This window comes from Pseudobdellovibrionaceae bacterium (assembly GCA_023898385.1).
GTDB lineage: Bacteria > Bdellovibrionota > Bdellovibrionia > Bdellovibrionales > UBA1609.
In genome coordinates, this window is the sequence record CP060220.1 from 361,132 (window position 1) to 374,542 (window position 13,411).

Annotated in this window: 11 protein-coding genes; 2 read left to right on the top strand and 9 right to left on the bottom strand. The window is 45.1% G+C overall.

What is annotated here, in order from left to right; genetic code table 11:
- Positions 1–288: 288 nt before the first annotated feature.
- A complete protein-coding gene (gene trxA, locus H6626_01520; GenBank protein USN47798.1) occupies positions 289–657 on the bottom strand; it encodes a thioredoxin in 369 nt (122 codons plus the stop codon).
- 398 nt (positions 658–1,055) lie between these two features.
- Here trxA and H6626_01525 point away from each other — a divergent pair, with 398 nt between their 5' ends.
- Together H6626_01525 and H6626_01530 are read left to right on the top strand one after the other, a co-directional pair.
- Complete coding sequence (locus H6626_01525; protein USN47799.1) at positions 1,056–2,210, top strand: ATP-binding protein; 1,155 nt, start codon at positions 1,056–1,058, stop codon at positions 2,208–2,210.
- Positions 2,211–2,508: 298 nt separating this feature from the next.
- Positions 2,509–3,846 (top strand): hypothetical protein, encoded by a 1,338-nt coding sequence (locus H6626_01530; GenBank protein ID USN47800.1) that lies wholly within the window; start codon positions 2,509–2,511, stop codon positions 3,844–3,846.
- Between the two features lie 76 nt (positions 3,847–3,922).
- On the opposite strand, the gene H6626_01535 is transcribed toward H6626_01530, so the two are convergent.
- From H6626_01535 to H6626_01570, 8 genes are read right to left on the bottom strand one after another with little or no spacing between them, the layout of a single operon-like run.
- Positions 3,923–5,059, bottom strand: a complete 1,137-nt coding sequence (locus H6626_01535; protein ID USN47801.1) for a hypothetical protein — start codon at positions 5,057–5,059, stop codon at positions 3,923–3,925.
- Entirely contained in the window at positions 5,056–6,555 is a 1,500-nt protein-coding gene (locus H6626_01540; GenBank protein ID USN47802.1) for a hypothetical protein, read from the bottom strand. The genes H6626_01535 and H6626_01540 overlap by 4 nt, the downstream gene beginning before the upstream one ends.
- Positions 6,552–7,268: an outer membrane beta-barrel domain-containing protein gene (locus H6626_01545; protein ID USN47803.1), complete on the bottom strand. Its 717-nt coding sequence runs from the start codon at positions 7,266–7,268 to the stop codon at positions 6,552–6,554. Before H6626_01545 ends, H6626_01540 begins: the two co-directional genes overlap by 4 nt.
- 2 nt (positions 7,269–7,270) lie before the next feature.
- The gene (locus tag H6626_01550) at positions 7,271–8,557 is read right to left on the bottom strand and encodes a hypothetical protein (protein USN47804.1); all 1,287 of its coding nucleotides are present in this window, start codon (positions 8,555–8,557) and stop codon (positions 7,271–7,273) included.
- Between the two features lie 14 nt (positions 8,558–8,571).
- Positions 8,572–9,786: an AgmX/PglI C-terminal domain-containing protein gene (locus tag H6626_01555; protein USN47805.1), complete on the bottom strand. Its 1,215-nt coding sequence runs from the start codon at positions 9,784–9,786 to the stop codon at positions 8,572–8,574.
- Positions 9,783–10,049 carry a hypothetical protein gene (locus H6626_01560; protein USN47806.1) on the bottom strand — a complete coding sequence of 89 codons (267 nt, stop codon included), beginning with the start codon at positions 10,047–10,049 and terminating at the stop codon, positions 9,783–9,785. Before H6626_01560 ends, H6626_01555 begins: the two co-directional genes overlap by 4 nt.
- A complete protein-coding gene (locus H6626_01565; protein ID USN47807.1) occupies positions 10,046–12,919 on the bottom strand; it encodes a hypothetical protein in 2,874 nt (957 codons plus the stop codon). Before H6626_01565 ends, H6626_01560 begins: the two co-directional genes overlap by 4 nt.
- Positions 12,916–13,410 carry a biopolymer transporter ExbD gene (locus H6626_01570; GenBank protein USN47808.1) on the bottom strand — a complete coding sequence of 165 codons (495 nt, stop codon included), beginning with the start codon at positions 13,408–13,410 and terminating at the stop codon, positions 12,916–12,918. The genes H6626_01565 and H6626_01570 overlap by 4 nt, the downstream gene beginning before the upstream one ends.
- Position 13,411: the final 1 nt, after the last annotated feature.

Here is a 13,411-nt window from a genome sequence, read left to right on the forward strand (position 1 = left end):
AAGGGTTTTTCTAAATTCAGAGAGTGAGCTCCTGGTTGTGACGCTATGCTTTTTCAGGATCAATCACGCCAAGCTTGCCTTCAATGGTGAGATTTGATTAATAGAAGGCGTAACTCACTCAATAAAGAGGATAACTTATGAGTCAGCATAAAAAATCGGAACGTCGTAAAGAAATGGACCGTCGCCGCCGCCGTCGTCGTAAGCGTTTAAAAGAGCGCCAAAAACAAGAACGGGCGAAATGGGAAGGCAAGGGCTCTTAAGGAGCCCTTTCTTTTTATATCGCGGGCACTAGTCCTTATCGCCTTCAGCCTCCACCTGCTTTAAAAACTCATCCATATCCATGTTTTTTAGTTGAACCACGGCGCGTTCCAGTTGGTCGGCAGGCAGGGCTCCACTGACCATATCCACGACCATTTTATCCCTGATAGCAATGAGAGTGGGTATGCTACGAATTTGAAAATAGGCCGCCAGTTTTTGCTCCACTTCCGTATTGACCTTGCCAAAGACCACGTCGGGGAATTTCTCAGATACGGCCTCGAACACGGGTCCAAATATTCGGCAGGGTCCACACCATGGTGCCCAGAAGTCCACAAGCACAATGCTGTTTTCATCCAAGGTTTTTCGAAAATTTCCGTCATTTAACTCTATCGTGGCCATGAAAATCTCCTCAACTTCAGGTCATTTGATTGGTTCACAAAGCTTGTTAAACGTTCATTATTAAAGCTTTTTTAACGGATAGAAAGACCCGGCGTTGCATCGTTCAGAGTGGTCGTTTTGAATTTGGTACAGAGGAGGTCCTCGGCGAGTGACAGTGTGCAATAAGAACTAAGGTTCTTTGATGAGATGGAGCTTTAACGGCTCCAAGCCGGCAGATCTCGTTCTCTATGCGTTTTTCCTGGCCTAGGGTCGGAGTGAGGGGCCAATCAACCCCTTCATCGGCCAGCCATCTTAAGTGATAGCAAAATAGCCCTACACAGCTTTGGTGATAGTAATGCAACTTTGATGGCCAAAATCGCATTTGACCATACCCAATAAAGGGCGTACATTTATTGGGTATGGTCAATAGAGCTATTAACTTATCGAAATCGCGAAGCTTTTTTCTGTTTGGAGCGCGTGGAACGGGAAAGACCAGTCTATTGCAACAGGAATTTGTCGGGCATCCCGGAGTGCTTTACATAGATCTTTTAAAGCCTTCGAAAGAGGATTTGTACCGGTTATATCCAGAGACCTTAGCTCACCAAATTGAAGCCGAAACCTTTGAGTGGGTCATAGTGGATGAAATTCAGAAGCTTCCCAAACTATTGGACCTTGTTCATCATGCCATTGTTAACAAGCGACAGAAGTTTATTCTCACAGGATCCAGTGCGCGAAAACTAAAAAGGGGCGCTGCCAACTTGTTGGCCGGTCGAGCCAGTGTCTATCATCTTTATCCATTCACTGCTCGCGAGTTAGGCGACGATTTTGATCTTCAAACCGCGCTCGAGTGGGGGTTGTTGCCGGAGGTTTGGAATCTCAAGCAGGCGGGTGATCGAGCTGAAACATTGTATGCTTATGCTCTGACTTATTTAAAAGAAGAAGTGCAGGCCGAGCAGTTTGTTCGAAAGCTAGATCCATTTAGGAAGTTTTTAGAGGTGGCGGCTCAATCCAACGGAAAAATAGTTAATTTCTCAAAAATTGGAAACGATGTCGGAGTTGATACGACGACAGTACAAAACTATTTTTCAATTTTAGAGGACACGCTATTAGGTTTCATCCTACCGAGTTACCACAAATCGGTACGTAAGCGGCAGCGTGAGGCTCCAAAATTTTATTTTTTTGATCCTGGCGTTGTTAGAGCATTGTCTCGAACTTTGGACGTACACCTGGTGCCAAAGACCTATGCCTACGGAGAGTCCTTTGAGCACTTCGTAATACTGGAAATTCGAAAATTGGCAGAGTATGCCCGAAAAAAGTGGGAGTTCTATTACCTTCGCACAAAAGATGATGTGGAGATTGACCTACTGATAGATATTCCGAAGCGACCCACTGTGTGTATTGAGATAAAATCAAGTTCACAAGTCACTCGATCTGACCTGAGAAGTTTTATTGCCATAAGTGCCGACATGAAAAACATCAGGGCCATATGTCTATCTAACGACCCTGTGAAGAAAAAAATAGACCACGTGGAGTGTTTCCACTGGCGAGAAGGCATAGAGCAGCTTGGCCTGTAGCTAGCCAATCTCAATTTTGCCCGCTGGCAGGTGCGATCTTGAAGGCTAGGGCCAATATCCAATGGGCGAAAGGTTTGTACCCCAATTTGTGGGTGATTTGCCTGTAAATTCGAGCTTTTTTAACGGATAGAAAGACCCGGCGTTGCATCCGCCGACCGGTTGGGCGGAGCCCGGTCCCCAGGGCTTGAAACACTACAAATCAGACAGTCATTTATCATTTACAGAGTGGATTTGGTCAATTGACAACGTGCAACATGAATGATAGTTCTGCCACACAAATTGGGTAAGGAGAACGTAAGTGGTTGTGCAAGGATTCCTTTGGGGGCTTTTTTTTCTATATTTGACATATCCCTCTTTGGCGCACGCTCAGGTTGGCTCTGAGGCCCCGCTTCGACTGGTTTCTCAGAACTGCCTATCTCTTTTGAGTAACGATCAATCTCTGCAGTCTTACTATGAAGAACTCGGGCATGTGCTCGATTTATTGCATGAAAACCGCTATCGTGAGTTTCGCAACGAGGCCAAAACCTATGGTCACGTGGATTGGCGGCCACTTATTGAAAGCACCCAGCGACTGATTGAGCGGCAGTGGCTGAGCACTCAAATTGTAATGTTTTATGACTACGTGCTGGGGCGGCCCGTTCTTGAAATCGAGAGGCCTAAGACTTTGCCACGCACACCACTAGCAAAACAGCTCAATTCTTATTTTGAAAAGGGTTATCGAGTGATCTATGACCCCTTGGCCTTAGAATCTCCGGAACAACGGCTACGGCGATTGCGTTCGTCCAATCGTGGTACTTACTTCTTGCTCCCATACAATGCGGCAGTGGATGAAAAAGAAAAAATTGTCTATATACCGGAAGATTTTTTCGTCGCCCCGTTTACGGGGGAGTCGCGAGTTTTTGATGTGAGTGGCGAAGCATTGATTGATCTTTATGATCGTTCGCAAGACAGTCTATTTTTATTTTACCTGCAAAATGACCATAATCGAACCGGTGATTTTTTTCGAAATCTATCGTTGTTGCTGAGCCTGGCCTCCCGGTGGGAGCAAGAGGGTGAGCACTCATTGTTGCTGCATGAGGCTCGATACCGGGCCTATGAGGCCATGGTTTTTGTTGATGATGTGCTAGATAGTCTTGAGTTAATGATCGATGACCTCAGCTCCGACTTTCCGGTCACCACTATTGGTACATTTGTCACAGTGGAAGGTTTTGCTGTGGATTCTATGGTGGAGTTCACAGCCGACGGCCAGGATTCATTGAGTCTTGATCTGGTGTCGCCCCTGGAGCAAGAGGTGATTCACTTGCGGCTAGATGCTGAAGATCGGTACTTTCAATTATCATCGAATGAAAAGTTAATGTCTGCCGAGCGCTACAAAGAAAAAATGCAAGAATTGGAAAATCTAAATCAGATATTATTTAAATACGACAAATTGATCTACAAATTTGCCCTCGATCGAGCGCTTACAATCAAAGCGGTTTTAGGTGTGGTGAAAGCGGATTTGCGCGAAGCCCTAGATCTGATGGCAGACAGCAACGGTTCGCTTACAGATCAGGCCAGCCAGATAAAGGTAGTCGCCAAAAGAATCCGTCAGCAACTGATTCGGGCAGAGAAAAACCTTATACAAGAGGGGATCTGAATCCCATCTGTTCTTGGTCCTCGCGATGGCATTGCGGAGGCCATCGGCCAATTTAAAATCTATCGATGCCTAAGTGTTACCGGTTCTTGCCATACCGTCTGGTATTGCCATTTTGAATATTCACATATTCAACTTGAGTGTATGAAACAGTGATAGGCTCATCAATATTTGCACTCAATGACGGGTCCATTCGGACAATCACAGAAGCCGAATGAGGCTCGTAGGACCACAATTCCACGGACAATTCTTTTCCGCCAAGATAGACCACAAAGGGTTTGTTAAAATCTGGTCGACCATTGCGAAGTTTTAACCTTCGTGTGGTGACCTTTTCCCAAAGATCGTTGCCAATCTCAGCTAACGTTTCACCAAAGTCAGCTTGGCAGAGACTCAGCATCATCCCGCCAGAAACCGCCAAAAGCTCCTCAATTCGAACGGGATTTTCTGCATCCTCAGGTCGCACGTCATAGTCTTTATTGCAGTGAGGTTCGTTGGATGGAGAAATCACACCGTAGGTGGCCACTTTAAGTTGGGAATCGGGCGGCACCAAGCCTTTAAGGTAGGCGTTGAATTGACTCACACTCATGTCTAGGCTTTGATCTTCGGCGTCGGTAACAAAAATCACAGCTTTATGAGCGATTTCTCGACGGAAACCCGAATTAGCTCCCCTGGCCAAATCGCCGTCGCTAAATGCTGCAACAACAGGTGAAAAAGACTCTTCCCAACGGGGCCCGCCTTTATTTGGAGCCACGGTGCCTATTAACAAAGTCTTCTCGAGAGATTCGATCAAATTGTCAGTTTGGTTTGTGATGTATCTAGCATCACCCACTGACGAACCCGATACGGGTCGAAGCTCCCCATTTCGATAGTTGGGCTTGCCGGGGTATCTGGTTTTGTATTCATCAGTAGAAAATTTTCTTGTGTCATAAACAGAGGTGACGCCAATGTGAAAATCAATAAAATCTTGGCGTGCAAAATTTTTCACAAAACTGTCAATATTTTCACTCAAACGTTTTTGATGAGTGGTCATACTGTGCGAGTTGTCGATAACAAAAAGAATGTCAACCCGAGGATTTATAGAGCTTTCAACAGCAGGAAAGGACTCCGTTTCAGCCTTAAACTGTTGACTTCTCGGCATGACCTGGGGCGAGGGGTTGCCGCAGGCAACCAGATTTAAACCTATTAAACCTGCAAATATTAGTTTTAGATTTCTCATAACATTTGACCTTTCTTCCAAGGACAGTTGTTGATATTCACTTCGTAATTGTCCAGCTCATCCATCCACACTTCGGTGGTCACTGGAAACTGCAGTTTGTCGGCTGATTTTACCAGCGGTTGTTTGGCTGGCTTAACGCTGACATTTTTCTCAGACAAATGAATTTGTTGAATGATTTCGGCTTCTACGATGTGCATTTTTTGAATGATCTTGCTGACATCATTTAACTCTTGTTTTGCCAAAAAGCTTAAACGATTTTGGGCCTTTTTTATAGACTGGCTTGAAAGTTCATAGATATCGGCAATTTCGCCAGCAAATTCATTGTTTTGATTAAACTTGGTCGTCAGAATATGTTTTTCAGTCTGCAGGCCTCTATAACGGGCAAGATATTCTTTTAAATATAAATCCCGATGAAAGTTTCTAGGCAGGTAATGAACATCGCTGCCTAGGTTTTCCCATTTAAGGTCAACATTTGAAAAAATGCTTGAAAATTTATCCCAACTTCGGTTCTTGCCCGTGTTTGCTAAATCTTGAAGAGAGGCAATGCGATCTCTTAAAAGAGACTTAAATTCACCTAAAGTTTGAGAGGCGCCGGCGTAGTTGCAAATCTTAAGTTGAGCGAAACTCTGTAGAAAATAAGGTTCGGCGCCCACTTGCGGTGTGAAAACGGGGGCTAAAACAGTTTTTAACTGTGCCAATGTCTTATCGGGTTCATCCAATCGCAAATAAGCCCAGGCCTTTTCCTCTAGAGATTCAAGCCAATAATCCGAAGACTTCTTCACTTTGTCATACTCGTAAATGGCTTTTTGAAGCTGACCTGATTGATAGTAGCCACGAGCCTGAGTCATATGAAGAAGATCAAAATCAATGATCGTAGGGTCAAGATCTTGGGCGTGATTGAGGTGCCAGTGGGCCTCAGCCTCTTGGTTGATAAGAGTTTTAGCTAAAGCCAATTGCCAATGAAGCCAGGCTTTTTGCGAAGAATTCAATTGAGTGCTCTGGATCTTCTTTTCAAACTGTCGAACATCCCGTGCTGTGGGAAGAAAGAAGTGTCCACTGAGCGACTGAGCACCCCAGCCCTTTAAATGTGGAAATACGAGGCTCCATTTCTTTGCAGTCCGAGAAGTAACAAATGAAAAGCCCGCGTGATCGCGAGGGATGGTGTTTGTTAATATTTCGCGAAGACGTGGCGATATTTTCTGAGGTTGAGCTATTGAAAATAGTTTGTGGGTGGCTGAAACCTCAAGGGCATTTTTGTAGAGTACAATTGAATACATAGCCACACCATCGGCAGTGCGTGAAAATCGTGACTTGCCGAAACTCGATGGCCAGAGTTTAAGGGCTTGGGGATACTCACCTTTGTTCATGTGCGTGAGCACTTGTTTTTGTGTTTCTGTTTGCGGAAACACAAAATCAAAGTTTGCTGCCAGTGAGCTGATAGAAACAAATATCAACAAGCTAGAAATTGCAGCATTCGCTTTTAGCCAGTGGTTCATAACAAAAACCCCAACGTGGCCGTCAATACACCGGAATGAACGGGACGGGCTGTGCCATAGACGGACTCTTGATAGTTTTCATACCGCGCTTCAAACCGAGAAGAAATGTGTTGAGACATCCACATGCCCACACCCGCACCTACAGTCAGGGCCGAAGTGGAACCTGAAGCCAAATTCATTTGCCCGCCACCAACGAGGCCGTAAATATCAAATTGGGTGACGGCCACATCAAACAAATTCAACTTTCCATAAATAGGATACCAGTTCAAAACAACCATGGTGCTATCAATGCGATAATCAAAAGCCGGAGCCGTATAAATGTCGTTAGCGAGATCTCTGGCGGCGGCCTGTTCCACGCGATATATGCCTTCAGAGTTTAACTGGTTGTAGCTTTTTGAATAGCGCACACCCATGGACCAGCGGGGAGTGATGTGAAAATCAATATTGGCACCAAGGTTTTGTGTATCTAAGTAACTGCTGGCTGAGGTGACAAGGGCACCAGACACACCGAGCTCAAACCGAAGTGATCGGTCTACAATACGGTTTTGGACGATACGAGTGCGGTTTTTTGTATCATAATACTTAGCGCGTTCAATGAGGGATTTGTTGCCGCCCAAAGAGTCCAAATCTTTTAACAGATTCACGTCTTTGGCCGAAGCCGTGGAGGCAAAAAACAAAACCAATAATGTGAGTTTAATGTTTAGATTTTTCATGATTAGGCTCCTTGCCCCGCAGCCGCACAAAGGCTGTTGTCAATTTCAAAGGCCTTTTTCACCGACGAATGGGCCTCGCTGTCAGTAGTGTTTTTTGCTTTGATTTCAACGGTTTCTTTATGATTCTTTTTGCCGCAAAGGGGTTTAAAGGCCACCACACATTCAACTTGCGAGGCCTGCGAGCCAGCCTTACAGGCTGTTTCAGGAGCGTGCATTTTTTCCCCAAGCTTCGCGAATTGCTGGATGGACTCCTCTAAAACTTCAACCTGTCCTCGACCATCTGGAGCGTAGGCGGAGAAGGTGATCACATTGAGTGCGCCTGCAAATAGTTTTATAGTCTCTTTTCCCGAGGCGAAGGAGAATACGGGCTTTTTCGGAGCAAACTTGATTTCAAGCTTTATCAATTCTTCCGGGCTGCTGGTTCCGGCAGAGGGGTTAAATGCCTTTACTAGAAATCGCGAAATCAATGAGGCTGCTTTTGGGTCTTTTTGGCAAGTGCGATCGTTCAATTGGGTGGGAACGGACTGCGCATTGGTGTCGACCGTGTAGCTGAAAACCCACGATTGAGTGTCTTCACTCCAAATGGGGTTGTTGTTTGATGGGTATATAAAAGACGCGCCATTGGCCACACATTTTTGGCCAGTGCCCATAACTACCACACGGGGTTTGTTTTGGGCGTGGGTGCCAGGTGCTTTTACATTCACCTGAAATGCGCTCTGATCACCTTCGTTAACCGTGATATGGGAGGTGGACAATTCAACAACTGGCGGTTTGTCAGATCGACGTACACTTATGGGGATTCGACGGCGCTTGTCTAGCCTCGAGATAAGCGCTTCAGCAGATCGATTTTTTTGTTCATCAACATCATGGTATCCCGTTGGAACAAGTTCCACTTCGATTTCGTGTTGTCGGTCGTATTGACCTGGATCTATGAAGTTTGTATTTGGTTTCCAAGTCAGATTCCAAGTGTTGGGAGTTGTTGGATCAGCTTGAAAGACGGCGCCTGCTGGTAAATAGAAGGCTTTTAGGTTAAAACTCACTTGATCGTAAATGTAGGCTCGGATCTTAAATGTGGATTCTTCGCCCTCGACAAAGTTAATGTCGTTATCAGGTATCACTTGCATGTAATCGGAGCCCACGGTGGCTTGTGGCATTTTTTCAGCAGTTTGTTCAGCCACGAGGTCTGGGTAGAAGTCGTAGTCTTTTACGGGATTTGAACCGCTATCAGTGCAGCCCACCACCGCAAGTAAGGTAGTCAGTGTAAATATATAGTTAATTGAGGCTTTCATTCGACTTTCTCCTTTTAACCCTGGCTCACTCGTTTAAATGTGAACGGGTATTCCACTTTCACATTGACGTCGCCAACCGGCTTTGGAAACTTCCAAGATCTTAACTTTTGAACAATGCAGTTTTCTACAGTGCTTGAACCAACACTTGTTTGTGACACTCTTGCGGTACTCACGTAGCCTTGAGTGCCGATTACGAATTTGACATCAATTCGTCCCTTAAGGCTGGGCTTCACTTGTAGGCCCTTTTCATAACAATAGACGATTTGTCCTTGGTGGCGGCGAATGACCTCAGCCACTTGGTCGCGATCTAGCCCTCCGTAAACAGAGGCCATTTCTTCAAGGGGCTGTACGTATTGGCTGGAGGCGCCGCTAAGGCTGATTCGGCCATAGCCGGATTTTCCGCCGCCTTGTCCTTTGGTTCCGTAACCACCAGCGCCGTAGGCTTTACTTCCTGGTCCCACATTGGTGGCAACAAGACCCTTACTATAGATACTGGTCTGACTGCCGCCGCTGCCCTGACGGCCACCGCGGCCCACGCCAGATGTGGCGTTGGCAGCGCCAAGATTGATGCCACCCTTAGCTTTTCCGGTGGTGAGCTGCCCCAAAACATCGAGGGCACCCATGCTAGAAATATTTTGTTTTTTGTTTTTCGATACCGATTTTTTGGCCGTTCGAATCACTCGCCGTGTTGTCTTTTTTGTCACTTTATTTTTGGCAATAGGTCTTTGTGTGCGAACCACTTTTTCAGGGCTTAGATCCACTGTAGGTGCTTCAGGGCGTTGTTTGAAGATTGTCACCACTTGCGGTTCGTCCGTTTGTTTTTTGCTGGGCGAAAAATAGGCAAACAATAAAAAGATCAGCAACAGAGTCATATGGCCCAATGCTGTGTAACGTAAGATTTCTTTAAAGCGAGAGTTATTCTCCGGAGCAAGAGAGATGTCTTTTGAAAGCGTTTGCACGGTGGCCACTTTTCTTAGATAACCCACGCCAGCCACAGGAACGGAATTTTCGGCACCTAGGGTTTTTTGCGAAATCTTTGAAAGCAATTGATAGCTGACATCGTTGTTATCTAGCTCTGTGGTGTCGGCCAGTAATTCCACTCTTTTTGAGTCCAGGCGGTAAACTAAAGCGGCTTGTTCGGTGTGCATTTCATAAGTGCGCACGGTTTGACCACTTAGATTTTGTAGCGCTAAAAGCGTCGGTTTTGCCGTTGAGCGGTTGTTTTTCATTTTCGCACCACGTCTTTCTTGATTCTATCTTTAAAGTCGAGACGCATGCCGAGAAGTTCCTCTAACAGCTTGTCGTCTTCAACTTCAGCCAGGGCTTCATCTCGAACTTTATATTTTCCTCGTAAGCTCATTTCGTGAAATTTCATCTCTGTCTGTAGCTTTTCTTGGGCTGTCTTTCTTGAAGTGGATTTCTTTTTCTGTGTTGATGCGAGGACAGGCATAGTTAAAGTCAATGTTAAAAGAAAAGATATTACTTGTCTCATTTTTGCCTCCCATCCAAGGGATTAGCCCGGGCCTGTATTCCGTGCTCCAAAGATTGACCTTCGTCGTTGTTTTTGATCGCTGACAGTATTGCCTGCCGCTTGAAAAACGGTGCATATTTAGCGAGTTCTTGCATTTCTGGTTTCATAAGGTTCTTAATGGGGCGTGGGGAGCTTTTATAATTCTCAATCACGGCTTCAAATGTAGATTGATTGTTCCAAAACTGGTCGAGTTTTTTTCGAATGGAGTCATTGGTCGTTTTAAAGGGTTGAGCCTGTTGTGCAAGGAGGCCCTTATATTTGGCATTTTCATCGTCAGAAAGTCCTCGAGGCACCGGCAGTTGTTCAATGATTTCAGCAAGTCGATTGTTTTGCTCAGCGAGTTTATTTAATGCAATAATCTGTAGGATCCAGTCATTGAGGGCAATAATCTTATTTGTTTCGGTCTCAAGATCTTTCAAAAGATCAATATGTTGTTTAAGGGTCTTTTTCAAAAGATAGTCGCTCTTTGTTGATACTCGGTGACTTTCTATTCGACGGGATTTGGCAACAAGCGAAGGCCTGACCAGTTGACGTTGCAATGACCGACCGGCGGCATATCGGGTGACACCCGGTTGTTTTATTATAAGTTCAGCAGAAACTTGATTTCGATATTTTGCATAAACTTCAAGCGCCAGGCGGCCCAAGAGCTCAGGAGTTTTCTTTAGTGAGCTCAATTCTTTTTTCAATTCATTCCAAGGATAACGACTCTTCAAGATGAGATGGGCGCGGGCTTGATTGGCTTTTTCATAACTATTTGTATATTTAATAAAGTCTAGGTAATGCTTTTTAGAGTTTATATTTGCAAGGTCAGCCAGCAGTGCCAGTTGAAGTGATTTTTGTTCAGGGTTCAACGCTGGGTCATTGATTTTTTTTGCCAATTGGTAAGCACGCCTGAAACGCTTTTGCTTTTGTGCAACAATCAGCTGCTGTTTCTGGGCCCAAAGGTGGTCATTTTTACTTAGCCCTTTAAGGCTTAATAGTCCACTCGCGGCGTCGTTAACTTCGTTAAGTTGATCCAGTTTGAGAGCCAATAGCGTCTTGTTTTTGTAGTAGGCAATCTTTTCTTTGTCGCTTGAACCCTGCAAAGAAACCTTTGCTAGGTGCGATTGGGCCTCTTTGTATTCACTTTTTTCCGATTTTTCGTCATTGAGTTTTACGGCAACCAGGTTGAGTCGCGATTTTCTGGCAATACTTCTAAACTCAAGTGCGGCAGCTGGGAAAACGCGACTAAACTGATCGGCCCATTCAGAAAGAGTGTCTTCTTTTTTCAGAGCGGCCAGGGAGTCTAGGGCGAGATCGGCTGATTTCTTTTTAAGTGGGGAAGAACCCAATTTGGTATCTACTGCTAACTTATAAAATTTGTCTGCAGCCGTTTTGTAGTCACGCTTTTCATAATCCATGTAAGCCAGCTGGTAAGACACTTCAAACTGCTTCTCTTTTTTAGTGCTGTGTTTCAGGTAGTTTTCGTAGGCTTGGGTTTTTAATTTAGAGTCTTTTGACGCTTCAGCCATTTCTACTTCGCCAAGTAGCGAGCCTTCAGCGATGTTCTTGATTTTCACTGAATCAGAGTTATCTGACAGTAGCTGGCGAGCGAGGTCTGAGGTCTGGCGAAAAAACTGAGCGCTCTGGGCGTAATCGCGTCGTTTTTTAGCTGTTTGAGCGGCCCAGTAAATCATATCGATATCTTTGGGAAAGGTTTTTGTGAAAAGTTCGTACGCTTTAACTAAATAGGGTGATGGTTTGTTTTTGCGGCGCTGGTTCCAATCAATGATTGTCTGGCGAAATTGATCTTGAAGCTCTTTGCATTCATCAGCGTCTAGTTGGCAGCCTGTTTTCTGCCAAATTTGAGCGGCCTCAGTCATGTCGCCGAGAGCGGATTGTTCTCTATTCAAAACCAGTTGCACTTTGGCCACATATACGAGGGCTTTGAGTTTTCTAGATGTGTGAGGTTGATTCTCGAGATAATATCTCCAGGCGATTAAAGACGAAGGGGTTTTGCCAAGGCGTTCGAGCTCTTCGGCTAAATAAGAGACATTGTCAAGCTTGTGGTCTTCGGGGCTAAGATTGAAAAGTTGCACCACATCGTTTTTGGTCACAGGCGTTTGGGCTAAGAACGTGGCCAGGTCTCGGGCCGCATCCATGTGAATGGATTCATCAACTTCTAGCCCACTTGAGGTGCTGCGCGAAAGGTAACTTTCTGACTGCAGAATTTTCGTTTGCCAGTTGACGGCTGATTTTGCATCGCCAAGGTTGAAGTAGCACCAGGCAATCTTTGAGGCCGTGTAGCCTGCAGAATCAATATTGAAACTCAAGGCCTTTGTGAATAGAGTTTTTGCTGTACCAAATTGACCATCTTTGTAGTGAAGGTCGCCTAGTCCCACGTGAGCCAGGCCATTGATGTCTTTTGTCAGTTTTTGAACTTTGCCTGAAATAATGTTTTGGTAAAGGTTCTTGGCTTTAGCAAGTTGATCAGTGACCTCATAAAGGTGAGCCATTTGCAAAAGCATTCGTCCTCGGTGTTCGATAAGCGAGGGTTCTTCAAAAATTTGGTTGTAATAATTAAGAGATTTTATTCTGTCTCTATAAGGGGATGGGCAGTCTTTACATTGGTTATCTTCTTTTTCTAAGAGAACTCGGCGGGCGCGCTCAGCATACAAATCAGCCAGTCGAAGTTTGATGCCAAATCGAGAAACGTCAGAAAGCTTGGCTTTACTGTTTACGCCTTCAAGTTTCTCAATAAGCACTCCATAGGTTTGAGAATCCATGGTGGTTTTAGCCCACGCGGGAAAGGTCGATCCTATAAAAAGTGCGATTATCAAAAAGCGTTTCATAGCGCCCGCTCTCCCTGAATAACCGCAAATCGCAGTTTTTCTACGCCCGACTGGGCGGCCATCATAATGACGGGGTTAATAGCGGAGAAACCAGTTTTGCGATCTGCCTGAATGACAACGCTGGGTGCTTCTTTTGTAGTGTCTAGGGCTTTCAAATTGATTAATTTGTCGAGAAGTTGTTTTTGGCTGATACGCTCACCATCGACCACGTAATGATTGTCTACAATTTGCACAACCAAACCAGAAGTAGCTATTTCGGATTGAGAAGCAAGGGGGAGCTGGATTCTGTCGGGAGTGGGCATTTCGGATGCCGAGTTGGTGTTTACCAACAAATAAATAACGAGAATAGAAAACGCGTCAACAAGGGAGGTCAGTATGAGGGAAGCGGCAATCGTCTTTTTCGCAGATTTTTGTGAGCCAGCCAACGTGGAACGGGATACTGACGAAGAGGATTGAATTTGTTGATTTAAATAACTACGTCCTAATGCCATT